Genomic DNA, 22,537 nt, shown 5'->3' with positions numbered 1-22,537 from the left:
TGCGGTCGGGCGGTGAAGAAAGCGGTGACAACCGGGTGTGTCAGCTGTTCAGGTAACGGTGCGGAGCGTAGGGGCAAGACGTAAACAATGCCTTGCTTCCGGGCCTTAAAGTTGGCTGCTTCCCGCGGCTTTCCACAGGTGGCGGCTCCTTTCGAAACAGATCGCCTCGGCGCCGGCACGGCAAGTCCGTGCCGGCAAGGACGGTCGGGCGTCAGTCGATTCCGTTGGCGCGGGCGATGAAATCGGCGAGATGAGGCAGGTAGTCCTCCGGCCCGTTGCCGCCTTGGGCCACGGCCGAGGCGAAGGAATTCTTGACCGCACTGGTCATGGTCGTCGCCACCGTCGCCGCATTGGCCATGGATTCGACGTAGCGGATGTCCTTGTAGGCATTGGCGAGCGTAAACTTGTGCGAGGCGCGGTTGCCTTCGAGCGTGCAGGCCATGAAGGTCTGGTAGAAGCCGCAATCCATGCGGCCGCCGCGGATCACCTTGTCGAAGGTTTCGGGCGCAATTCCCACCTTGCGCGACAGCGACAGCGCTTCGGAATAGAGCGCGGCATAGCCGAGCGAGATGAAATTGTTCAAAAGCTTCATGCGGTGGCCGTCGCCGATGCCGCCGATATGCACGATCTTGCCGGCCCAGGCGCCGATCACTGGTTCGATCCGCCTGAACACCTCGTCCTTGGCGCCCACCATGCAGTCGAGCGCGCCCTCCCAGGCTTCCTTCGGCGTGCGGCTCAGGGGCGCGTCGGCGAAATCGACGCCGATCCCGGCCAGGTCTTCGGCGATGCGGGCGGTCGAGGTGGGATCGCTGGTCGAGCAGTCGACGATGACGCTGCCGCGTTTGAGGCCGGGCTTCATGGCCGCCACCGCGGCCTCGACCTCAGGCGAACCTGTGAGGCACAGGAACACGATCGAGCTTCTGCTAGCGAGTTCCTCGAGCGATTGCGCCTCGGTCGCGCCCCGGCCCAGCAGATCCTCGACCGGCGCGCGGTTCCGGTGGGCGATCACCGTCAGCGGATAGCCCTTCTCGACCAGATTCCTGGCCATGCCGTGCCCCATCAGCCCGACGCCGACAAAGCCGATGGTTTCCTGTGAGTGGGTCATACGTCCTCCTCCTGTGTGCCGGCGCGGCGGCCGGCGGTTTCCCGCCGGTTGTGACAACGGGCGGGGCATCCGGAACGGCCGCCTCCCTGCGGTCGTCGCGTGTGCCCGGTGGCAGTGATGCCCGCAAAGGCCCGGCCTGTCGCCCAGGCCGGGGCTTTGTGCGGCACTCCGTCAAGTCTTGCAGCTTGGCCGTGATGTGGCAAGCAAGGCGCGACGGCGGAGCGCCGGTCAGGGCTTGAGCAGGATCTTGCCCGCGCGGCCCGGCGTCAGCGATGCCTTGACCGCGTCCTTGATGTCGGCAAGGGTATATTCTCCGCCCGAGGACAGCTTGAGATCGCCGCGGACGGTGAGCGTGACCAGTTCGGTGATCAGCCGGGTGCGTTCCTCGGGCGCCATCTCGCTGATCACGCGGGAGCCCCAGAAGCCCTTGACCACCAGATGGTTGGTGATCATCGATCCGGCATTGAGCTGCAGCGGGATGCCGGTGGCGGTGCCGAACACCACGAGCAGTCCTTTGAGGCCGAGCAGGTCGGCGATGTCGGCGACGATCGGGCCGCCGACCGAATCGATTGCCGCCTGTGCGCCGGTCTCGCCAAGGATCGCCCGGGCGCGCGTCTTCCAGTCGTCGGTGTCGGTCGACAGCACGTTTTCCATGCCGAGCGCCTCGAGTTCGGCCACTGCATCGGCGCGGCGCACGAGATTGATGGTGTGGATGCCGCGGGCACGGGCAAGGTCGGCGAAGATCTTGCCGACGGCGCCGTTGGCAGCGGTCTGCACCACCCAGTCGCCGGCCTTGACTTCGAGGGATTCGAGCAGCGCGAGCGCGGAAAACGGCATGGCGATCAGCTGCGCGCCGGCCTCGTCGGCGATCGCATCGGGCAGCGGCAGCACGCCCTTGGCGGGGGCGGTGAAATATTCGGCCCAGACGCCGACCTTGCCGGCATTGACGACGCGCTTGCCGATCAGGCCCGCATCGACGCCCTCGCCGACCGCCTCGACGATGCCCAGCGCCTCGCTGCCGGCGAGCGCGGGAAGTGTTGGCTTGTAGCCATAGGTACCGCGCACGGTCCACAGATCGTGATTGTGGATCGGCGACAGCACCATGCGGATGAGAACTTCCCCGGCTTTCGGCTCGGGCCGGGGGGCGTCGATCAGGTCGAGAACGTCGGCGGGTTCGCCGAAGGTGGTGTGGCTGACAGCTTTCATGGTGAAGTCCTTTGTTGCGCCCGTCGGGCGGTGTGGGGGAGGAAGGCCCAGGGTAGGGCCTGGCTAGCGACAGAACCGGGCGCGGGTGTCGGCCAGCGCCTGTTCAAGGGGAGTGGAATTGCGCGACAGCTTGGCGACGATGGCGGCACCCAGCCATTGCGCGTAGAGTTGCGCGGCGGCGCTTTCGGGGTCGGCCTGCGGGACGAGCGAGCCATCGGCTTCGCCATCGCGCAACAACACCGCCAGCCGAGCGGCGACCAGGGCCACGCCATCGGCGAGGATCGCGCGCATGTCGTCGGAGAGATCGGCGATTTCGGCGGCGAGCTTGACCACCAAGCAGCGGTCGGCCATCGATCCCGCATCGCTGTCAAGCGCTGCGGAAAAGAACCGGTCGAGCCGCGCCGCCGCCGGCTCGGGAAGCGCCAGGACCGCGTCCATCGCGGCGAGATAGCCGGTGACATAGTCGGCCAGCATGGCGCAGCCGAAAGCCTCCTTGGACGCGAAGTAGTGATAGAACGAGCCTTTCGGCACGCCGGCGCCGGCCAGCAGCGTGTTCAGGCCGAGGCCGCCGAATCCTTGCGCGAGCACAAGGGTGCGGCCCTTGTCGAGGATGCGGGCGCGGGTCCGTTCGGATTTGGTCAGTGTGGTCATGGCGGAGAGATAGTGCCGGAATAGACCAGTCGTCTAGTAACGTTTTCGTGTGGATTGTCGCGCCGGTTCGGCGATGCTCCCGCGGCTCGGCCGCGGCAGGACGTCGCAGGCGCCGCGTCGCAACGGGCAAAGGCGGAGTAGGGGAGCCCGCGAAACCCGGGTCGGGCATGCGCTCGGCAAAATCCGAACCCGGCTGTGCAAAAGCCGCATTTGCCGCGAAAGAAGGGGCAGGGCCTGGCTCTCGTCGCCGTCGGAAACCGACGTGAAAGCAATCGGCATTCCGGCTCCGGCGACGACGTCAGCAAGCGGATCCGGGCCGGTTGACATCCGCCGGGAGCGGAAATAAACATGACCGCGTTAGTCATATTTAATCCAGCAGCCCCAACGGAGTGCTCCATGTCGTTTCAACCCTCGCGCCTTCTCGCGCTTCTCGCTTCGGTGACCGCGTTTGCCGCTCTTGCCGCACCTGCCCATGCGGATGGCGAGGTCAACATCTATTCGTCGCGGCACTACGACACCGACGAGCGGCTTTACAGCGACTTCACCGATGCCACCGGCATCAAGATCAACCTGATCGAAGGCAAGGAAGACGAACTCATCGAACGCATGAAGGCCGAGGGCGCCAACAGCCCGGCTGACGTGTTCATCACGGCGGATGCCGGGCGTTTGTGGCGCGCCGACCAGGCGGGCCTCCTGTCCGCGGTCGAGTCCGAGGTCATCAACAGCCGCGTTCCCGAAAGCTTGCGTCATCCCGAAGGCCACTGGTTCGGCATTTCCAAGCGCGCCCGCGTGATCTTCTACAACAAGGACAAAGTGAGCGAGCCGCCGCAGACCTATGCCGCGCTGGCGGACCCGAAATACAAGGGCCTGATCTGCACCCGGTCCGGCACCAATATCTACATGCTCTCGCTGCTCGGCGCCTATATCGCCCACAATGGCGACGAGGCGGCCAAGACCTGGGCGCAGGGCCTCAAGGACAACCTGGCGCGCGACCCGCAGGGCGGGGATACCGACCAGCTCAAGGGCCTGGTTTCGGGTGAGTGCGGCATTGCCGTCGCCAACACCTACTACTTCGCGCGCGGCGTCGCCGGCCAGGTCGACGGCCTGACCGAAGGCGTCGACAAGATCGGCATCGTCTTCCCCGACCAGGGCGGCAACGGCACCCATGTCAACATTTCCGGCGCGGGCGTGACGGCCCACTCCCCGAACCGCGACAACGCCATCAAGCTGCTCGAATACTTCACCTCGGAGTCCGCGCAGTCTTACTTCGCCAACGGCAACAACGAGTATCCGGTGGTCGAGAACGTCGCCGCCTCCTCGGTCGTGGAAGGGCTCGGCAGCTTCACCGCCGATACGCTCAACCTGAACGAACTCGGCAAGAACCAGGCGCGTGCCCAGGAGATCTACAACGAGGTCGGCTACAAGTAAGCCTGATCGCTTGTGCTTCACGCTCCGGGGAAAGGACCGCTTCCCCGGCGCACGGAAAGGTCCGGACATTTGGCGTCCGGGCCTTTTCGCGTTTTGGGTCCCGCTCACCGCGCCGCGAAGGCCCGACTTCGCCCGAACCCGAAAATCGCCGTTGCCAAACCGCCCCGCATCGGGCCAGAAAGGTGGGGAGACTGTTTCGGGGAACCGGAAGGGCGGGGATCTTCCTTCATCATGCAGGACATGCTTTCGCATTCGGACCGGTTGTTGAACCTGCTCGACAAGGCCTATGACGCCCCTTTCAGGCCCGACAGCTTCGACGATCTGATGCGCGCTGCGCATGAATTCTATTTCACGCGGGCCGACGCGGCGGCGCCGCATGCGCTTGAAGCCGGGGACTACGACAACAACCGGATGATCACCAGCCACCTCGACCGGATCGAGCGGCTGCTCAACGAGCGCGAACTCGAAAACCGGGCGCATCCGGGCAACATCGCCAGCCCGGCGCTGAGCACGCTGCTCATCGATCCGGCGACGGGCGAGGTCGAGGGCAATCCCAATGCGCGGGAGTTCTTCGGCCACGACTTCCCGGTCCATATCCGCAAGCTCAATCTCGATCCGGCCTCGCGCACGGACCTGATGCAGATGGCCAGGCAGGCGGTGGGGCAGGAGGGCTTCACCACCGACATCCGCCTGGTCAAGCGGCGCCAGGATGACGCGGCGCATCTGGCGAAATGCGGCCGGTGGGTGAGTGCGCAGTATTCCACCGGCGGCGAGACCCGCGGGCTCGCGGTCTCGATCGTGCATTTCCAGTGGAGCGCGCAGGCGCTGGCCTTCTGCCGCTCTATGTTCGACCTGTCGGCGTCGGAGACGGATGTGCTTGCGGCCCTGCTCAACGGCAAGTCCCAGACCGAGATCGCCGAGGACCGCTGCCGCAGCGTCGAGACCATCAAGAGCCAGTCGAAGGCGATCCTGCGCAAATCGGGTTGCCGCAGGATCACGGATCTGCTGGTGCTCGCCACCACCTATGGCCTGATCGCCGATGACGGAAGCAGCCTCCCGCAGGGGCGTGCCGCAACCGGCCCGGCGATCGCGCGGCCGGACCGCATTTTCACCCGGGCCGACGGGCGCAAGGTGAGCTATGGCCTGTTTGGCGATCCGGCAGGCAAGCCTGTGCTGTTCGTGCACGGGCTGGTGCAGGGGCCGTTCTTCCCCGCCGACATGATCGAGCGGTTCCGCAAGGACGGCATCCGCGTGATCGCGCCGTCTCGGCCGAGCTTCGGGCGGACCGACCCGCCGCGCGACTGGAAGGACTTCGACCGCACCGTCGTCGAGGATGCGCGGCTGCTGGTGGCCGAACTGACCGGCGAGCCGGTGACGGTGGTGGCCCACCAGGGTGGCGTCAGCCATGCCTGCCGGATTGCCGCAGCCCTTGGCAGCCAGGCCAAGAACATGGTGATGGTCAGCGCCGGGGTGCCGATCGACGAGGAAAAGCACATCGCCCATATGGGCATGCAGACGCGGATTGCGGCGCTGGGCGTGAAATACACGCCGCGCATCCTCGAAACCATGATCCATATCGGCATCGTTACCTGGCTGCGCAAGGGCCTCAAGCCCTATGCCCAGAACCTGTTCTCCAATTCGCCGACCGATCTCGCCCATCTCGAGGACCCGCGCATCTATCCGATCTGCGAGGCGGGGATCCTGCACATGATCGAGCAGGGGGCGAAGGCGCTGATCCATGACGGCAAGGCAGCGATGGCCGACTGGGAGGCGGATTATGCCGGGCTTCGCTGTCCGGTACGGTGGCTGCATGGCGGTTGCGATCCGATCATCCGGCCGGATTTCGTCGAAGAATTTGCCGCCGCCCATGGCGGTGCCCCGGTGGAGATCGTCGAAGACGGCGGCAACACCATGCATCTGTCGCACAGCGAGATTTTTCACCGCGTGATCGCCGAGGCGGCCTCCTCTTGACGCCCGCCGGCATTTACCCGCAGGCGGCGACGCGCTACCACTCCGGGATCGAAATGCGCCGGTCTGGAGCGGCGCGACGGGAAGATCCCGGCAATCCGAGGGAGAGGACATGTCCGACACGAAATTCGATCCGGCTTTCACGATCAGCGATGAGGTCGCACTCCGGGAGTTGTTCGGCCCGACGCATGACCTGGCCTCCCAGAAGGTGATCCGCTCGCTCGACCGCCATGCCCGGGATTTCATCTCCCGCGCGCCGTTCCTGTGCCTTGGCACGCAGGACATGAACGGCCGCGCCGATGTCAGCCCGCGCGGCGACCAGAAGGGTTTCGTGCAGATCCTCGACGACCGCACCTTGGCGATCCCCGACCGGCCCGGCAACAACCGGCTCGACAGCCTGAGCAACATCATCGCCAATCCCGCCGTCGGCCTGTTGTTCATCGTGCCGGGCTATGACGACACGCTGCGGATCAACGGCCGGGCGACGCTCGTCACCGATCCGCAGTTGCTCGAGAGCATGAGTGTCGGCGGGCGCGCGCCGAGGATCGCGATCGTGGTCACGGTCACGGAAGTGTTCATGCACTGCGCCAAGGCCTTCCGCCGGTCGCATCTGTGGGACCCGGCCCATCTTCAGGACCGCTCGGAGATGCCTTCGCTGATCAACATCGTGCTCGACCAGACCACCGGCGCCCCCGACGATGCCGAGGAAATGCGCAAGCTCGACGCGAACCTGGAAGAGGACTACAGGCGGACGCTTTACTAGAGACGGTCGCGCCCCCAGAAGCGCCCCCAGAAACGCCCCCAGTCCTGCACCTGAAAAACGGGATCAGGCCTGCGCCCGAGAGAAGGCGTGCCGCATCCAGGGACCCGATCGGACGCGGCACGCCGGTCGTGTCTCCTGGCAACGGAGCACGAAAGCGGTGGTGGCCGCTGCCGGCGCTCAGCCGGCGCGGCGCCACATGGTGACCGGGGTTCCGTCCGCCAGTGTTCCCGAGAAATAATTGATGCCGTCACGCTTCATTTCGGCGACCGGCCGGCCATCGCCGGCTTCGATCGCCAGCGTCGCGTCATAGCCCGTGAAACTGTATCCCAGCGCGAACCGCGCCGCGTTCGCAAGATGCGGATTGGAGCAGGACATGTTGTTGATGTTTCCGCCTTTGGCATCCTTGAGCCGGTAGCCGCTGGTCCGGCCGAAACCCTGGGCGATGACACCGGCGCCGGTGCGGATCTGGATCTCGCAACCGCAGTTCGAGGATCCGTCGGTCACCATCCATTTGCCGGCCAGATCCTGCTCGGTGCGAACCACCTGGCTTGCCACGGTCGCGCCCAGCATGCCACCGCCGATCATGTTGCCGAGCACGTTGCGCCCGACATTGCGGACCAGGTTCTTGCCGACCGCATTCTTGGCGAAGTCCGCCCCCTTGGCCGGCTTCGGCGGCGGTCCGCTGGCCAGGGCGATGGCGCACATCGCCGGGTTCGCGGGCGTCGCGGCGAAGGCAGTGACGGCAGAGGCCGGCGCGGCCGCCGCGGCGGCTGCGGACGGGGCAGGGGGCGCGGCGGATATTGCTGCCGGGTTCGGCGTCTGGCAGGCCGACAGCACCGTGAGGAGGCCGATCAGGCCCGTTGTCTTCAGTTTCATCCGCATCCCCCTGTGGTCCGTGCCCTGCCGTGTCGCGCGGAATGTCCCCTGCCGCCGTGTGGAGGCAAGACATGCGCCTGTCCCGAGCCTTCAACGATCACGCGCGTTTGTGATCCGGGCAGCAGTAAGCCGTCCGGGCCGTGGCCGTGCAATCACCTGACCGGGGGATAGAGGCGAGAAATCTGAAGGAGAGGCTGGTCTCAGGCCGCCGGCACCAGCGCATCGACCTTGGGCTTGACCACCTTGTGCGGGCGGCCGGACTTGCCGATGGTGTGGCAGAGCAGGACCACCGGCAGGAGCCCGAAGCCGACGATCATCAGCGAGGGCAGGGCCGCCTGCTGCAGGCGCTCGTCGGAGGCGAGCCGATAAGCCTGGACGGCGAGCGTGTCGTAGTTGAAGGGGCGCATGATCAGCGTCGCCGGCAGCTCCTTCATCACGTCGACGAAGACGATCAGCAGCGCGGTCAGCAGGCTGGTCCTGAGCAAGGGCAGATGCACCTCGATCAGCATGCGGCCCGAGGTGCGGCCGAGCGTGCGGGCGGCGGCGTCGATATTGGGCTTGATGCCGGAAATGCCGGTGTCGAAGGCGCCGAGCGCGGCGGCGATGAAACGCACCATGTAGGCCACCACCAGAAGCCCGATCGAACCGGTGAAGAACAGGCCGGTCGCAAAGCCGAGATGGGTGCGCGCCCAGGCGTCGACCGCATTGTCGAGCGCGGCGAAGGGCACCAGCAGGCCGACCGCGATCACCCCGCCGGGCACCGCATAACCGATGCCGGCTGCGGCTGCGGAAAAGCGCGCGGCCAGGCTTGGGGCGATGCGGGCGCAAAAGCCGATGACGATGGCGCAGGCGACGGTGACGAGCGCCGTGATCGCGGCGAGCGTCAGTGAATTCTGGACATAGCCGAGATAGCGCGGCGAAAACGGCGAGGCGCCGACGCCGATCGCCATGCGCGACAGCACCGCGAGCGGAATGGCAAAACCCACCGCCACCGGCAGCGCGCAGGCGGCAAAGGCCAGGATGGCGCTTACGCCCCGCAACTGGTGGCGCGGCATGGTTTCGAGCCGCGAGCCCGCGGGAAAGCGCTTGGCGGCACCGCGCTGGGCGCGTTCGAGCAGCGCGAAACTGAGCGCCACGACCAGCAGGCAGAGCGCGAGTTGCGAGGCCGCCATGCGGTCGCCCATGGAAAACCACGCCGAATAGATACCGGTTGCGAATGTCTGCACGCCGAAATGCGCGACCGTTCCGAAATCGGCGATGGTTTCCATCAGTGCCAGCAGCACGCCGCCGGCGATTGCCGGGCGCGCCATCGGCAGGCTCACCCGCCAGAAGGCCGACCATGGCGTGTGCCCGAGCGTGCGCGCGGCGAAATAGGCCGTCGGCGACTGCTTGAGAAAGGCCGCGCGGGCGAGCAGGTAGACATAAGGGTAGAGCACGAAGATGAGCATCGCCGCCGCGCCGCCGAGCGAACGGATTTCCGGGAACCAGTAGTCCTTCGGGCCCCAGCCGGTGATGCCGCGCAGCCAGGTCTGCACCGCACCGGGATGGTCGAGCAGGTCGGTATAGGCATAGGCCAGCACATAGGCGGGGAAGGCGAGCGGCAGCGCCAGGACGATCTCGAAGGTGCGCCGGAACGGGAAGGCACAGGTGGTCACCAGCCAGGCGGTTCCGGTGCCGACCACGCCGGTGCCGATGCCCACCAGCACCACCAGTTCCACCGTGGTCCAGGCGTAGCGCGGCAGCACCGTGGCCATCAGCGAATTCCAGGTGTCGAACGTGCCTGATGCCGCCGCAAACCCCACGGCCACGATTGGCGCCAGGCACAGAAGCGACACGATCCAGGCGGCAATCTTGAGTGCGCGTTCGCCCACTGTCCGTCTCATTCCTTGGCTCTGGCGCCCTTCCCGGAGAGGGGCGTCCGCATGCGTCCGGCCTGCGCGTGGTCCCCGATATCCGGATCCGGTTTTCGGGGTTTGACAGCGCGCCCGCCTGGGTCAATGATTGTGGAGTAATTCATACAGGTTTTAGCGTCAACCGGCTCGCGCGTCCGAGGAAGGAAGCATGATCGTCTGCCAGTGCAACCTCCTGTCGACAGCCGAGATCGAGGCGGCGGTGGAGCGCCTGCTTGCCGAGGATCCCTGGCGCCTGATCGTGCCGTCGACGGTCTATCATGCCATGGGGCGGCGCGGGCGCTGCTGCGGCTGTTTTCCCGACGTGGTGGCGCTCATCGCCGAGGTCACGGCGCGGATGCAGCCGTCGCGCGCAGCAGCGGGCGGCAGGGCCCCGGCGGCGGACCGGGCCGGATTGACGGCGCCGCGGCCATTGCCTAAATCAGGTGTGGATACCCGGTCACGGCGCGCCCGGCAGGTTTGAGCGCCGCTTCATTCAAGGCAGACGACACCATGGACCTTCGCCCGATCACGCCGACCTACTCCGTAACGGGACAGATTTCGCTCGACGATCTGGCTGCGATCAAGGCCGCCGGGTTCCGGTCGATCGTGTGCCATCGCCCGGATGACGAGGCCGCCGACCAGCCGAGCTTCGCGAGCATCAGCAAGGCCGCGGCCGCGCTCGGCCTCGAAACCCGGCACATCCCGGTGGGGCCGATGGGCGTGACTGCCGAAGCCGTGCGCCACATGGTGGACGCGATCGAGGAAATGCCGACGCCGATGCTCGGCTATTGCCGTTCGGGCGCGCGCTCGACCGCGATCTACCAGCACACCGCGCATATGCGCGGCTGAGCTTTTTCCGCTCAAACCGGCCCCGGACCCGCCGTCCGGGCCGCTTGCACGCCGCCCGATCCGGCCGCTGACAAACCACGCGGCGAGGCGGGTGCCTCCCGCCGCCGCGCAAGGCCTGCGGCCGACGCTGCCGCTCCAGTTCCATCTGCTTTATCGTGACGCCCGCGCCAGTGCTGCCGCGGGTGCGTTGGCGCATGTCGCGCGCCTCGGCCGGACCGTGGCCAAGCCCAGTTTGCCGGTGTTTTCCCCCGACCTCCTTGGCCGTGCGGTCGATTGCGTGGCGGCCTTCGGGAACCTTTCCGATCGAAGCGGCGTTTAGCCCTCGCCTGCCGGGAGAGCCCGGCCAATCAACTGACGAAAGGACTTGTCCATGCGTGCGATCGGACTTTGGCTGCTCGGTGTTCCTCTGTGGATCGTCATCCTGCTTGCCATCTTCACCAACTGGGTCTGATGGCGCGCGCGATCCTTGCGTCCCGTCACTCCAACACAGGGAACAAACCAATGAACGGTATCATCTATCTCGTCGGACTCGTGGTGGTCGTGATGGCCATCCTGTCCTTCCTCGGTCTCGGCTAGGAGCACCCCCATGGCACAGCTCGATGACGTCGCGATCGTGACCGCGGCCCCCACGGATCACGAAGACCATTCCTCCTATGTCGACTGGCCGGCCATCATCGGGGGCATCGTGCTTGCTTCCGGCGTCTCGGTTGTGCTGTTGAGTTTCGGTGCGGCGCTCGGCCTCACCTTCACGGCGGCCGCCGACCGCCCCTCCGCCCACATGGTCGGCATGGGCATCGGCGTCGGCCTCTGGTTCATCTGGGTTCAGGTGTCGAGCTTCATGGCCGGCGCCTATCTCACCGGACGGCTGCGGCGGCGCTTTTACGACAGCACGGCCCATGAGGTCGAAGTGCGCGACGGCGCCCACGGGCTTCTCGTCTGGGGCGGCGCCATCATCGTCGGCGCGCTGATTGCCTCGAGCGGCCTGGGAGCCGTGACCACCGCCGTCGGCACCACGGCCGGTGCGGCGGCGACGGCCGTGGGCCAGGCGGCGTCTGCCGGCATGAGCGCAGATGGCGACAGCTATTTCGTCGATACGCTGCTGCGGCCTGCGCCGGGTACCCCTGCGACCTCCGAGGACAGGGCGCCCGTCACCGGCGAAGTCCTGCGCATCCTCGCCAATGCGGGATCGGGCGACGTCTCGGCCGATGACCGGGCCTATCTCGGCTCGCTGGTGGCGGCCCGCACGGGGCTTGACGAGGCGCAAGCCACCGCTCGTGTCGACACGGTGCTCGAGAGCTACGACCAGGCCCGGACCGAAGCCGCGGAGGCGGCGGAGACCGCGCACCGCGTGGGTATCATCTCGGCCTTCCTGATCGCGGCCTCCCTGCTGGTCAGCGCCGCGGGAGCCTATTGGGCCGCCACGGCCGGAGGACGGCATCGCGACGAGCGCGTGGAATTCGACCCGTTGTTCCGCCGCATTGGCTAACCCATGCCCTTCCCAGGCGGAACCGCCCGGGAGAGGCACGGTGCTCTGCAACAAGACGCGAACGGCTTGCCATCGCTGTTGAAACAGAAAGGCGCGGGATTTCGGTCCCGCGCCTCCTTTTTGCCGTCTGCCTGCACAGGAGGGAGCGGGCGGGTGGGCCAGGGCCGGACCGGTTGGGCTTGGCGTGGCTCAGGCGGCGAGGCTGTGGACAATGCCCGCGCCCTGCCGCATGTTCCGCGCGGGGGCAACGCCGGGCGGGCGGCCCCGGTTTGACGCGTGAGGGACGCCGTTTGGTGCAAGGCAGCAGGAAACGAGCCGGCATGCGCCGCCGGATGGCGGTGGCCCTGATCGTCCTGCCGGTGCTCTATGCGGCGGCGGCCTATGTGCTTGCCCCGCTTGCCTGGGATTTCATCGATCGCAGCTCCCCCGTGCCGGACACCAGCCCGCGTCTGACCGAGACCGCCGACCATCGGCCCGGCGATCCGCTCAATGTGATGCTGATCGCCGACGAGGCGCGGCTGACGGCGGCGATGCTGGCGGCGGGCTGGACGGCTGCCGATCCGCTCGGAGTGCGCAGCGCGCTCGATATTGCCGCCGACATCATGCTCGACCGGCCCTATGCGGCCGCGCCGGTGAGCCGGCTCTATCTGTTCGGCCGCGCGGAGGATCTGGCCTTCGAGAAGCCCGCAGGCCCCGACCCGAAGACCCGGCATCATGTCCGGCTGTGGCGCCTTGCCGAGACGGCGGGCGAAGGCGCCCCGCGTTTCATCGGCGCGGTCTCGTTCGACAAGGGGATCGGCTTCAGCCGCGAGACCGGGCAACTGACCCACCATATCTCCGCCGAGGTCGATCGCGAACGCGACGGGCTGCGCAACGACCTCGAACGCACCGGGCTCGTCACCCGAAGCGTCCTCGAGCCCGGCTTCCACCCGGTGCTGTCCGGCCGCAACGGCGGCGGCGACAGCTGGGTCACCGACGGCGCATTGTGGATCGGCACACTCGCCGCCACACCCTGAGGCGCCGGGGCGCACGGGCCTAGCGTTTGACGCCCGTGCCGGAGATCTGGTCGAGCGTGCGGGTGGGCGTGATCGCCTGCGGGTCGAGCTTGAGTTCGAGGATCGCCGGCATGCCGCTGTCGCGGGCACGCTCGAAGGCGGCGGCGAAATCGGCGGTCTTCTCCACCGTTTCGCCATGGCCGCCATAGGCGCGGGCAAGGGCCGCGAAATCGGGATTTGTCAGTTGCGTTGCGCTGACGCGGCCCGGGTAATCGCGTTCCTGGTGCATGCGGATGGTGCCGTACATGGAATTGTTGACGACGATGACGATGATCGGCAGCCGGTGCTGCACGGCGGTCGCGAATTCCTGGCCATGCATCATGAAGCAGCCGTCGCCGGCGAAGGCCACCACGGTTCGCTCCGGGAAGGCCTGCTTGGCGGCCACCGCCGCCGGCACGCCGTAGCCCATCGAGCCGGAGCAGGGGGCCGCCTGGGTGGCATAGCGGCGGAAGCGGTAATAGCGGTGCACCCAGGTCGCGTAGTTGCCGGCGCCGTTGCTCAGGATCGTGTCCTCGGGCAGGTTTTCGCGCAGCCACGTGATAATCGGGCCCATATGCAGGTCGCCCGGACCGGTTTCGGGGGGCGTGGACCAGTCGAGATAGCTTGCGTGCAGCGCGGCCACATGGGCGGCCCGCTCCGGCATCGGATCGATGTCGAGGCCCGACAGCGCGCGGGCGAAGGAGACGGCATCGGCGTTGATCGCGAGATCGGGGCGGTAGACCCGGCCGAGTTCTCCCGCATCCGCATGCACATGCACCAGCGGCTGGGCGGGGAACGGCACGTCGAGCAGCGTGTAGCCCGACGACGGCATTTCCGAGAACCGGCCGCCCACCAGCATCACCAGATCGGATTTCCGGATCTCTTCGGCGAGTGCCGGGTTGATGCCGATGCCGACATCGCCGGCATAGCAGGGGTGAAGATGGTCGAACAGCATCTGCCGGCGGAACGAGCAGCCGACCGGGATCTGCGCACGTTCGGCGAAGCGCTCGACCTCGCGCACGGCATCCTCGGTCCAGCGGGTGCCGCCGAGGATCATGATCGGGCGTCTGGCGTGGGAAATCCGCTGCGCCAGGTCCTTCATCTCGCCCGCGCCGGGATGGTTGGCGGGCACGGGGTTGGGCGCGATGCGGGCGGGTGGCGTGGCCACTTCGGCGCGCAGCACATCCTCGGGCAGGGCTAGCACCACCGGGCCGGGACGGCCTGACATCGCCACCGAGAAGGCGCGGTTGACGAATTCGGGAATGCGCGCCGGATCGTCGATCTCGCCCACCCATTTGGCGAATTCGGTGAAGGCGCGGCGGTACTCCACCTCCTGGAAGGCTTCGCGCTCGCGCGCGTCGCGCTGCACCTGGCCGATGAACAGGATCATCGGGATCGAATCCTGGCGGGCGACGTGCAGGCCGGCGGTGGCGTTGGTGGCGCCGGGACCGCGGGTGACGAAGCAGATGCCGGGCTTGCCTGTGAGCCGGCCCCAGGCATCCGCCATCATCGCCGCCCCGCCTTCCTGGCGGCAGACGGTGACATTGACGTCGGAATCGACCAGCGCGTCGAGCACGGCGAGATAGCTCTCGCCCGGCACGCAGAACAGTTGCTCGACGCCATTGGCCTTGAGCGTGTCGACAATCAGTTGGCCACCGGTTCTCATGGAATTTTCCTCGTGTCTTTCGTGTCTCAGGTCGCGCTCTTGCGGTACATGGCCAGGGTGCCTGCCAGCAACAGCATCACCCCGCCGCAGAAATGGTCAAGCCGGGCAAGGCCTTTCCGCGTCAGCAGTTTCATCGCCTGCATGCCGAGCCCGGCATAGACTGCCATGGCGAGGAAATCGACTGCTGCGATCGCGACCGCAAGGATCGCGTATTGCGGCAATTGCGGGTCGGCAACGGTGATGAACTGGGGCAGGAAGGCGGAAAAGAAGATATATCCCTTGGGGTTCGTCACCGCCACGAGAAAGCTCTTCAGGAACAGGGCCTGAGCGGTGCTGTCAGGCGCCGCTGCGGCTTTCGGTCCGGACAGGTTCGCATTGCCTTTCGAGCGGAGCATCTGCACGCCCAGATAGGCAAGATAGGCGACGCCGACCCATTTGAGCACGCTGAACCAGAATTCTGACGCGGCGAGCAGGGCGCCCAGCCCGATGGCGACGGTGCCGATGAGAACCAGATCCGACATCACCGCGCCGAGCATGCCCCAAACCGAACGGCGAAACCCGGTGCGGCTGCCGTTTGCGAGGGCGAGAAGAACGGTCGGGCCGGGCGTGACCGCACTGATGAACGCCACCGCGGCGACTGCTGCAACGGTCCAGAATGTCATGACTTGCCGTCCTTCATGGCCTTGAGCTCTGCGAGCACGTCCTCGGTGTGTTCGCCGAGCCGCGGGCTCGGCCGGTCGTAGTCGAGCGGCGAGGCGGGCAGCAGGATCGGCGCGCGCACCGAGGGGATCGCGGTTCCGGCCGCATCCGCAAGGTCCATGCGCATGCCACGCGCTTTAATCTGCGGATCGGCGAACATTTCGGCAATCGTGTTGATCGGCCCGGCGGGCACCGCATTGGCCTCGCAGGCGGCGAGGATGCCGGCCTTGGTCCAGCTCGCCATGGCGGTGATGATCTCCGCGCGCAGCCGCTCGCGGTTGGCGACACGGGAAGGATTGGTCTGGAACTCCGGATCGGCGGCCATGGCGTCTGCGCCGAGCAGCTTGCAGAAGCGCTGGAACTGGCCGTCATTGCCGACCGCGATGATCACATGGCCGTCCGAGACCGGAAACACCTCGTAGGGCGCGATGTTCATGTGGGCATTGCCCATCTGCACGGGCGCCACGCCCGAGACGAGGTAATTGAGATTCTGGTTGCCGAGCACGCCGGCTTGCGTGTCGAACAGCGCCATGTCGATCATCTGGCCCTGGCCTGTCTTCTCGGCGTGGCGCAGGGCTGCCTGGATGGCGATCACCGAATAAAGTCCGGTGAAGATATCGGAAATGGCAACGCCCGCCTTTTGCGGCTCGCGTCCGGCCTCGCCGGTGATCGACATCATGCCGGCCATGGCCTGGATGATGAAGTCGTAGCCCGCGCGCGGCGCGTAAGGCCCGGTCTGGCCGAAGCCGGTGATCGAGCAATAGACGAGCCGCGGGTTGGCCTCCTTCAGGCTTTCGTAGTCGAGGCCGTATTTCCGCAAGCCCCCGACCTTGAAGTTCTCGATCACCACGTCGGCGGTGGAAATCAGCTCGCGCGCGGTTTCCGCCCCTTCGGGGCTCGCGATGTCGAGCGTGATCGAGCGCTTGCCGCGGTTGGCGGCATGGTAATAGGCGGCCGAGAGGTTTTCGCCGTCCGCGCCGGTGACGAAGGGGGGCCCCCAGCGGCGGGTGTCGTCGCCGCCTTCGGGATGCTCGATCTTGATCACGTCGGCGCCGAGATCGGCGAGCAGCTGGCCGGCCCAGGGACCGGCGAGAATGCGGGCGAGCTCGATGACGCGAACCCCCTTGAGCGGTGCCTCAGACATCGCCGCAAGCTCCCTCGATCCGTTGCGCGGGAACGGTCACCGGGTGCGGAAGAGGCAAGACAGGATAAGCGGTCATGAACGGGGTTCCGGTTGGCAATGGAGATATCAGACCCGGGCGCGGGCTGTCACGTCGGGCGCGCTGTCGCAGGCGGCCGGGAGGTCCGGCTCAGGGGAAGGCAGGGGGCCTGGTCAGCACTTCATCGAGCCAGCCGGCAAAGTCTTCCATCGACTGGTCGCGGTTGATTTCGTTCAGGGTCTCGTGGCGGGTGTCGGGCAGGATCTGCAGGGTGACGTCGGGGTGGCCCTGCTCGCGCAGCCGTTCCGCCAGCCACTCCACCGCCTTGCCGCCGTCGGTGGCTGGGTCGCGGGCGCCGCCCAACAGATGCACCGGCAGGTCATGCGGGACCTTCGCGAGGTTTTCGGGCATGCCGCCCGCATAGATCAGCGCGAAGATGTCCTGCCACATGCTGACCGTCGCATCCCAGCCGCACAGCGGATCCTCGATATACAGGTCGACCACCGCCTCGTCGCGGCTGAGCCAGTCGAAGCCGGTGCGGCGGTCGGGCATGGCCGCGGCCCAGGCCCGGAAGGTGAGCCGCGGCAGCACCGCGCTCGGCGTGTCGGAGCCCTTGAAAAAGGCCTCGATCGCCAGAATCGCCTGGCCGGCGCGGCCGGCGGCCCCGGCATTGAAGTTCGAGTTCCACACGGCGAGCGCGGCGCTGGCATCGGGATGGGCTTGAGCGAAATTGAGCGCGATCAGGCCGCCCATCGAATGGCCGAAGGTGACGACGGGCAATCCGCGATGCTCCTCTGCGATCAGCGCATGCATCGCCGCGACATCGGCGATCACCTTTTCGGCGCCGTCCCGGTCGGCAAAAGCGCCGGGGATGGCGTCTGGGGCGCGCGTTTCGCCGTGGCCGCGGTGGTCGTGGGCATAGGTGTGATAGCCGCGCCCGGCCAGGAACCCGGCGAATTCCTCATAGCGCGCGGCGTGTTCGGCCAGGCCATGGTTGATCTGGACAACGCCGCGCGTCCCGCCCTGGGCCGGCATGTGGCGGACCGCCAGCGTGGCGCCGGTGGGGCTGTCTACGGAAAAAGGGGTGAAATCGCTCATGCCCCATTGGCCATGGCGACGGCCGTAAAATCAAGGGGGTGCGTGGCGGTGCGGGCAAAAAGCCGGGCGCATGCTCCGGGCTGGCGGGCCGGGCGGCTTGCCCTTGCGGCAAAAATCGCTAGGTGAGGGGCAACAAGCCATGGAGTGCGAAGCGTGAGCGACCTGACCCTGACCCAAGCCATCGACAACATCTATGCCTCGATCAACAACGACAACGAGGAAATCGACCTCCACATCGCCCGGCTCAAGGCCGCCATGGCCCGTGAGGGGGTGAAGGAGGCGGTGTTCGATCCGGCGCGGCTCGCGCAGTCGAACCGCCAGGGGCGCAAGATGATGCAGGCCTATTTCCGCCAGAAGGGCGTGCGCGTCGGCTTCTCCGCCTGACGCCCAAATGCCCGGCCGGGAGCGACCGTTCCGGCACGTCTTTCCTTTTGCCGTGCTTTGGCTCATCTTCCGCAAGTCGCGGGGATCTTGGATCCGCGCCTGACCAGGGGGACGGGCCAGGTGAGCAATGACGATCGGATGGACGCGGGCGATCTCGACGCCGCGCTGGGCGATGACGAGACCGGTCGCGCCGCGGTGACCGTGAAGCCTGCGCGCGATGGCGGCTTTGCCGGCGCATCGGCGTTGCTGGTGTTCGTGATCGGGCTTGCCTGCGGCATCCCGGCGGCGATCTTCATGCCCGGTTTCCTGACCGATCACGGCTCGGTGGTGCTCGGCATCGTGCTCGGTGCCTTCCTGTTCGTCACCGTCGTGCTGTCGCTGGTCTTCGTGTTTCGCCAGCCGCTGTGGCGCTGGGTGTTCAAGCGCACCGAGATCGAGGTGACCCGTTTCGCCGGGCCGCTCGCCGATGTTGCCCGCCACGCCGCCGGCCAGAGGGTGGAGGAGGCGACCGCTGCCGCGCGCGATTTCGCCGAGATCGTGCTGGCGCGCTACGCCTGGGTGACCACGCGCCGCTGGCTGGTGGCCTCGATCACCGGGCTGATCGCCGCGATGGCGGCGCTGGCGGGCTCGGCGCTGTTGTTCGAGCAGAACAAGCTGTTGCGCGCGCAGTCGGGCCTGCTCGTGGAGCAGAACCAGCGCATCGATTTCCAGAACGCGCTGATCGACACCCAGATCCAGCTCGCCGAGGCGGAACGCAGCGCGCAGATCGGGCCGGAAGTGGTCGAGATCGGGGCGCTGATCGGAGCAGAGCGCCAGGCCTTCCTCGATGCCGGCGGCAAGATCGATTTTTTCGGGCTGTCGAACCTCACCAGTTCCACCCGCGGCCGCATCGTTGCCGCGAGCCTGGTCGCCCGGCCTTACCGCTATCTCGCCCCGGCAAACGCCAATCCGCGCGACAGCGATGGGCTGATCCGCACCGCGCTCGCGCGTCGGCCCGATGCACTCGCCAATCCCCATGTGCTTGAAAGCCGTGGCTCGCGGCCTGATGCCGAGCGGCTAGTCGACCGGCCGGTGAGCCCCGAGCGCGGCGACCTTCTGACTATGCTGACGGCCAATTCGATCCTCGACACCGAGGCGCTGACCGCGTTGGGCGCCGATTTCTCCTTCGCCGAATTCCGCCGCGAACTCGCTGGCGGGCTGTCGATGCGCCATGCCCGGCTGGCCTACGCGGATTTTTCCTGGACGCGGATGGTAGGCTGCCGCTTCGGCGCGGCCCAGCTCGACCATGCCCGGATCGAGCATGCGGTGGTGCGCCAGTCGGATTTCTCGTCGCTGCCTGCACGCGAAGTGGAGCCGCCCTTCTCCGCGGACGATTTCGGGGTGCTGCCCACCAGCATGGCCGGGATCAGCTTTCGCGGCAGCGTGATCCATGCGAGCCGTTTCGTGGGCGTCGAGGCGATTGCGCCGGTGTTCGACGAGGCGGTGGTGGCGATGGCGGATTTCTCCGGTGCCTCGATCGGGGCGGCGAGCTTTCGCGGCGCGATGATCATCGACAGCCGGTTCGACGGCGCGAGCCTGCTCTCGGTCGATCTCGAGGGCGCGATCGTGTTCGAGCAGGGCTTTGCCGAAAAACTCGCGCAGGTCGCAGAACCCGGCAGCTTCGTGGCCGGGCGCTGGCGGCTCGAGCCGGTGCCGGCGGACGAAGTGGCCCGGCATCCGGGCTATATCGAAATGACCAACCATGTGCCCGAAGCCGCCTATGCCGGCGTTCAGGCGTGGCGAATCGTCCGCGCGGAGCCGGTTTCGCAGCCTTAGGCCGGGATCAGGGCGCCCGCATCATTGCCCTTGCCGCCCATTTCGCATAGACAGCGGGCAACAATCCAAATCATGTCTGGAGCGCATCGTGGCACGGCAGTTCATCTATCACATGGCGGGGCTCAACAAGTCCTATGGCGCCAAGAAGATCCTCGAAAACATCCATCTCTCGTTCTACCCCGACGCCAAGATCGGCATTCTCGGCCCCAACGGCGCCGGCAAGTCGACGGTCCTGAGGGTGATGGCCGGGCTCGACACCGAGTTCACCGGCGAGGCGTGGCTGGCCGAGGGCGCGACGCTCGGCTACCTGCCGCAGGAGCCGCAGCTCGACGAGGCGCTCAACGTGCTCGGCAACGTCAAGCAGGGCGTGGCCGAAAAACAGGCGATCCTCGACCGCTACAACGAACTGATGATGAACTATTCCGACGAGACCGCCGACGAAGGCGCGAAACTCCAGGACATCATCGACGCGCAGAACCTGTGGGACCTCGACAGCCAGGTGGAAATGGCGATGGAAGCGCTGCGCTGCCCGCCGCCGGAAGCCTCGGTGGACGCGCTGTCGGGCGGCGAGAAGCGCCGCGTGGCGCTGTGCGCGCTGCTGCTCCGGCAGCCCGACCTGCTGCTGCTCGACGAGCCGACCAACCACCTCGACGCCGAAAGCATCGCCTGGCTCGAAAAGCACCTGAGGGAATATCCCGGCGCCGTGATCATGATCACCCATGACCGCTACTTCCTCGACAATGTGACGGGCTGGATTCTCGAACTCGACCGCGGCCGCGGCATTCCCTACGAGGGCAACTACACCGCCTATCTGGAAGCCAAGGCCAAGCGCATGAAGCAGGAAGGCCGCGAAGAGGCTGCCCGCCAGAAGGCGCTCTCGCGCGAACAGGAATGGATCGCCTCCTCGCCGAAGGCGCGCCAGGCCAAGTCGAAGGCGCGTATCCGCGCCTATGACGAACTGGTCAAGGCCGCCAACGACCGCCGTCCCGGCGAGGCACAGATCGTGATCCCGACCGGCGAGCGGCTCGGCAACCAGGTGATCGACGCGGAAGGCCTGTCCAAGGCCTATGGCGACCGTCTGCTGATCGACGACCTCACCTTCAAGCTGCCGCCCGGCGGCATCGTCGGCGTGATCGGCCCCAACGGCGCCGGCAAGACCACGCTGTTCCGCATGCTCACCGGCCAGGAAAAGCCGGACCAGGGCTCGATCACCATCGGTGAGACCGTGCAGCTTGCCTATGTCGACCAGAGCCGGGATTCGCTCGACGGCAACAAGACCGTGTGGGAAGAAATCTCCGGCGGCAACGACATCATCAAGCTCGGCCGGCACGAGATGAATTCGCGCGCCTACTGCTCGACCTTCAACTTCAAGGGCGGCGACCAGCAGCAGAAGGTGGGCACGCTCTCGGGCGGCCAGCGCAACCGCGTGCACCTCGCCAAGCTGCTGAAATCCGGCGGCAACGTGCTGCTGCTCGACGAACCGACCAACGACCTCGACACCGAGACGCTGGGCGCGCTCGAGGAAGCACTCGAAAACTTCGCCGGTTGCGCCGTCGTGATTTCGCATGACCGCATGTTCCTCGACCGGCTCGCCACCCACATCCTCGCCTTCGAGGGCGACAGCCACGTGGAATGGTTCGAGGGCAACTTCGAGGACTACGAGGCCGACAAGATCCGCCGGTTGGGCCCGGAGTCTGTCAATCCCCGCCGCGTGACCTACAAGCCCTTGAAAAGGTAAGACAAAAAATATCCCCCGGACATGGAACCTTTTGGCCTCTGGCGCGTTTTCGCGTCTGAGGCAATGTCCGGGGGTATCATCCTTGCTGATGAATAATGATGGCCGCAAGGGTGCGATCGATTTCGGTGACGTTTTCGATCTGCTCCCCAGTCCGCACATGGTGCTCGACCGGAACCACTGTTACGTGGCTGTCAACAAGGCCTATGAGGCGGCGGTGATGCGCGGCCGCGACGAGTTGATCGGCCGCAACCTGTTCGATCTGTTTCCCAATGACGGCGAGAGCGGCAAACGGCTGCTGGCGTCGCTCGACCGTGTGTTCGAGACGGGCGAGGCCGATACGCTTGCCTATATTCCCTATGACATCCCGCGGCCGCCGGAGATGGGCGGCGGCATGGAGCAGCGCTACTGGACGGCGGTGCACACAGCGATTTCCGACAGGGACGGCGTCGAGCGATTCGTGTTGCAGAACACCGTCGACGTGACCGACATCGTCCGGTTGCGCCAGGCAGCCAGCCTGCCGTTCCGGCGGGGCGAGACGCAACTGCTGGAGCGCGCCCGCGAGGCCGAGGAGCAGCATCGGGCACTGATGTCCGAGAGCGCCGAGTTTCGCCGGCTGTTCCAGCTGGCGCCGGGATTCTTCGCGGTGCTGTCGGGCCCGGACCACGTCTTCACCTTCGCCAACGATGCCTATATGCGCCTGGTCGGCGACCGCCAACTGA

At 66.7% G+C, this 22,537-nt stretch carries 20 protein-coding genes; 11 read left to right on the top strand and 9 right to left on the bottom strand.

Annotation, left to right across the window (positions count from 1 at the left end; genetic code table 11):
- Positions 1–211: 211 nt before the first annotated feature.
- From AWJ14_RS05890 to AWJ14_RS05880, 3 genes are all read right to left on the bottom strand, one after another.
- Positions 212–1,105 carry an NAD(P)-dependent oxidoreductase gene (locus AWJ14_RS05890; RefSeq protein WP_066176244.1) on the bottom strand — a complete coding sequence of 298 codons (894 nt, stop codon included), beginning with the start codon at positions 1,103–1,105 and terminating at the stop codon, positions 212–214.
- A 228-nt stretch (positions 1,106–1,333) separates the two neighbouring features.
- On the bottom strand, positions 1,334–2,311 hold the full coding sequence (locus AWJ14_RS05885; protein ID WP_066176240.1) for a zinc-binding dehydrogenase: 978 nt from the start codon (positions 2,309–2,311) through the stop codon (positions 1,334–1,336).
- A 63-nt stretch (positions 2,312–2,374) separates the two neighbouring features.
- Complete coding sequence (locus AWJ14_RS05880; protein WP_066176238.1) at positions 2,375–2,962, bottom strand: TetR/AcrR family transcriptional regulator; 588 nt, start codon at positions 2,960–2,962, stop codon at positions 2,375–2,377.
- 396 nt (positions 2,963–3,358) lie between these two features.
- Between AWJ14_RS05880 and AWJ14_RS05875 the strand changes: the two genes are divergently transcribed.
- The 3 genes from AWJ14_RS05875 (at position 3,359) to AWJ14_RS05865 (ending at position 7,121) form a co-directional block, all read left to right on the top strand.
- Positions 3,359–4,390, top strand: a complete 1,032-nt coding sequence (locus tag AWJ14_RS05875) for a Fe(3+) ABC transporter substrate-binding protein (protein ID WP_066176236.1) — start codon at positions 3,359–3,361, stop codon at positions 4,388–4,390.
- A 231-nt stretch (positions 4,391–4,621) separates the two neighbouring features.
- Entirely contained in the window at positions 4,622–6,361 is a 1,740-nt protein-coding gene (locus AWJ14_RS05870) for an alpha/beta fold hydrolase (RefSeq protein ID WP_066176234.1), read from the top strand.
- 109 nt (positions 6,362–6,470) lie between these two features.
- Positions 6,471–7,121 (top strand): pyridoxamine 5'-phosphate oxidase family protein, encoded by a 651-nt coding sequence (locus AWJ14_RS05865; RefSeq protein WP_066176232.1) that lies wholly within the window; start codon positions 6,471–6,473, stop codon positions 7,119–7,121.
- Positions 7,122–7,298: 177 nt separating this feature from the next.
- Here the strand turns inward: AWJ14_RS05865 and AWJ14_RS05860 are convergent, their stop codons facing one another.
- Together AWJ14_RS05860 and AWJ14_RS05855 are read right to left on the bottom strand one after the other, a co-directional pair.
- On the bottom strand, positions 7,299–7,997 hold the full coding sequence (locus AWJ14_RS05860; protein ID WP_139112544.1) for a hypothetical protein: 699 nt from the start codon (positions 7,995–7,997) through the stop codon (positions 7,299–7,301).
- 200 nt (positions 7,998–8,197) lie between these two features.
- Positions 8,198–9,880, bottom strand: a complete 1,683-nt coding sequence (locus tag AWJ14_RS05855) for an ABC transporter permease (protein ID WP_083220069.1) — start codon at positions 9,878–9,880, stop codon at positions 8,198–8,200.
- A 178-nt stretch (positions 9,881–10,058) separates the two neighbouring features.
- Between AWJ14_RS05855 and AWJ14_RS23050 the strand changes: the two genes are divergently transcribed.
- The 4 genes from AWJ14_RS23050 to AWJ14_RS05835 all read left to right on the top strand — a co-directional run bounded on the left by AWJ14_RS23050 (position 10,059) and on the right by AWJ14_RS05835 (position 13,240).
- Positions 10,059–10,370: a (2Fe-2S)-binding protein gene (locus tag AWJ14_RS23050; protein WP_066176223.1), complete on the top strand. Its 312-nt coding sequence runs from the start codon at positions 10,059–10,061 to the stop codon at positions 10,368–10,370.
- A gap of 29 nt (positions 10,371–10,399) precedes the next feature.
- The gene (locus AWJ14_RS05845; protein ID WP_066176309.1) at positions 10,400–10,738 is read left to right on the top strand and encodes a protein tyrosine phosphatase family protein; all 339 of its coding nucleotides are present in this window, start codon (positions 10,400–10,402) and stop codon (positions 10,736–10,738) included.
- 586 nt (positions 10,739–11,324) lie between these two features.
- Positions 11,325–12,224, top strand: coding sequence for a hypothetical protein (locus tag AWJ14_RS05840; RefSeq protein ID WP_083220068.1), 900 nt, complete (start codon positions 11,325–11,327; stop codon positions 12,222–12,224).
- Positions 12,225–12,544: 320 nt separating this feature from the next.
- Positions 12,545–13,240, top strand: coding sequence for an LssY C-terminal domain-containing protein (locus tag AWJ14_RS05835; RefSeq protein WP_066176220.1), 696 nt, complete (start codon positions 12,545–12,547; stop codon positions 13,238–13,240).
- Positions 13,241–13,259: 19 nt separating this feature from the next.
- On the opposite strand, the gene AWJ14_RS05830 is transcribed toward AWJ14_RS05835, so the two are convergent.
- The 4 genes from AWJ14_RS05830 to AWJ14_RS05815 all read right to left on the bottom strand — a co-directional run bounded on the left by AWJ14_RS05830 (position 13,260) and on the right by AWJ14_RS05815 (position 17,881).
- Positions 13,260–14,924: a thiamine pyrophosphate-binding protein gene (locus AWJ14_RS05830; RefSeq protein WP_066176216.1), complete on the bottom strand. Its 1,665-nt coding sequence runs from the start codon at positions 14,922–14,924 to the stop codon at positions 13,260–13,262.
- Between the two features lie 26 nt (positions 14,925–14,950).
- Complete coding sequence (locus AWJ14_RS05825; protein WP_066176214.1) at positions 14,951–15,586, bottom strand: LysE family translocator; 636 nt, start codon at positions 15,584–15,586, stop codon at positions 14,951–14,953.
- A complete protein-coding gene (locus AWJ14_RS05820; protein ID WP_066176211.1) occupies positions 15,583–16,767 on the bottom strand; it encodes a CaiB/BaiF CoA transferase family protein in 1,185 nt (394 codons plus the stop codon). The genes AWJ14_RS05825 and AWJ14_RS05820 overlap by 4 nt, the downstream gene beginning before the upstream one ends.
- 166 nt (positions 16,768–16,933) lie before the next feature.
- Positions 16,934–17,881 carry an alpha/beta fold hydrolase gene (locus tag AWJ14_RS05815; protein ID WP_066176208.1) on the bottom strand — a complete coding sequence of 316 codons (948 nt, stop codon included), beginning with the start codon at positions 17,879–17,881 and terminating at the stop codon, positions 16,934–16,936.
- 153 nt (positions 17,882–18,034) lie between these two features.
- Here AWJ14_RS05815 and AWJ14_RS05810 point away from each other — a divergent pair, with 153 nt between their 5' ends.
- The 4 genes from AWJ14_RS05810 to AWJ14_RS05795 form a co-directional block, all read left to right on the top strand.
- Positions 18,035–18,265 (top strand): hypothetical protein, encoded by a 231-nt coding sequence (locus AWJ14_RS05810; RefSeq protein ID WP_066176206.1) that lies wholly within the window; start codon positions 18,035–18,037, stop codon positions 18,263–18,265.
- A gap of 120 nt (positions 18,266–18,385) precedes the next feature.
- Entirely contained in the window at positions 18,386–20,080 is a 1,695-nt protein-coding gene (locus AWJ14_RS05805) for a pentapeptide repeat-containing protein (protein WP_139112543.1), read from the top strand.
- 88 nt (positions 20,081–20,168) lie between these two features.
- Positions 20,169–21,818 (top strand): energy-dependent translational throttle protein EttA, encoded by a 1,650-nt coding sequence (gene ettA, locus AWJ14_RS05800; RefSeq protein ID WP_066176201.1) that lies wholly within the window; start codon positions 20,169–20,171, stop codon positions 21,816–21,818.
- Positions 21,819–21,906: 88 nt separating this feature from the next.
- Positions 21,907–22,537 (top strand): PAS domain-containing protein (locus AWJ14_RS05795; protein ID WP_171904824.1); only part of this gene is annotated, 631 nt, incomplete at its 3' end.

The sequence above is a fragment of the Parahoeflea olei genome, from assembly GCF_001703635.1.
In the GTDB taxonomy this organism is placed as follows: Bacteria; Pseudomonadota; Alphaproteobacteria; order Rhizobiales; family Rhizobiaceae; genus Hoeflea; species Hoeflea olei.
The sequence above is the reverse complement of the archived record's forward strand: the minus strand, read 5'-3'. Positions and strand labels throughout refer to the sequence as shown.

Bases quoted from the DNA above. Each gene is read 5' to 3' on its own strand.
- AWJ14_RS05865 (WP_066176232.1), top strand. From the start codon at position 6,471: ATGTCCGACACGAAATTCGATCCGGCTTTCACGATCAGCGATGAGGTC.
- AWJ14_RS05830 (WP_066176216.1), bottom strand. From the start codon at position 14,924: ATGAGAACCGGTGGCCAACTGATTGTCGACACGCTCAAGGCCAATGGC.
- AWJ14_RS05835 (WP_066176220.1), top strand. From the start codon at position 12,545: ATGCGCCGCCGGATGGCGGTGGCCCTGATCGTCCTGCCGGTGCTCTAT.
- AWJ14_RS05880 (WP_066176238.1), bottom strand. From the start codon at position 2,962: ATGACCACACTGACCAAATCCGAACGGACCCGCGCCCGCATCCTCGAC.
- AWJ14_RS05840 (WP_083220068.1), top strand. From the start codon at position 11,325: ATGGCACAGCTCGATGACGTCGCGATCGTGACCGCGGCCCCCACGGAT.
- AWJ14_RS05885 (WP_066176240.1), bottom strand. From the start codon at position 2,311: ATGAAAGCTGTCAGCCACACCACCTTCGGCGAACCCGCCGACGTTCTC.
- AWJ14_RS05870 (WP_066176234.1), top strand. From the start codon at position 4,622: ATGCAGGACATGCTTTCGCATTCGGACCGGTTGTTGAACCTGCTCGAC.
- AWJ14_RS05890 (WP_066176244.1), bottom strand. From the start codon at position 1,105: ATGACCCACTCACAGGAAACCATCGGCTTTGTCGGCGTCGGGCTGATG.
- AWJ14_RS05845 (WP_066176309.1), top strand. From the start codon at position 10,400: ATGGACCTTCGCCCGATCACGCCGACCTACTCCGTAACGGGACAGATT.
- AWJ14_RS05875 (WP_066176236.1), top strand. From the start codon at position 3,359: ATGTCGTTTCAACCCTCGCGCCTTCTCGCGCTTCTCGCTTCGGTGACC.
- AWJ14_RS05855 (WP_083220069.1), bottom strand. From the start codon at position 9,880: ATGAGACGGACAGTGGGCGAACGCGCACTCAAGATTGCCGCCTGGATC.
- AWJ14_RS05815 (WP_066176208.1), bottom strand. From the start codon at position 17,881: ATGAGCGATTTCACCCCTTTTTCCGTAGACAGCCCCACCGGCGCCACG.
- AWJ14_RS23050 (WP_066176223.1), top strand. From the start codon at position 10,059: ATGATCGTCTGCCAGTGCAACCTCCTGTCGACAGCCGAGATCGAGGCG.
- AWJ14_RS05820 (WP_066176211.1), bottom strand. From the start codon at position 16,767: ATGTCTGAGGCACCGCTCAAGGGGGTTCGCGTCATCGAGCTCGCCCGC.
- AWJ14_RS05860 (WP_139112544.1), bottom strand. From the start codon at position 7,997: ATGAAACTGAAGACAACGGGCCTGATCGGCCTCCTCACGGTGCTGTCG.
- AWJ14_RS05825 (WP_066176214.1), bottom strand. From the start codon at position 15,586: ATGACATTCTGGACCGTTGCAGCAGTCGCCGCGGTGGCGTTCATCAGT.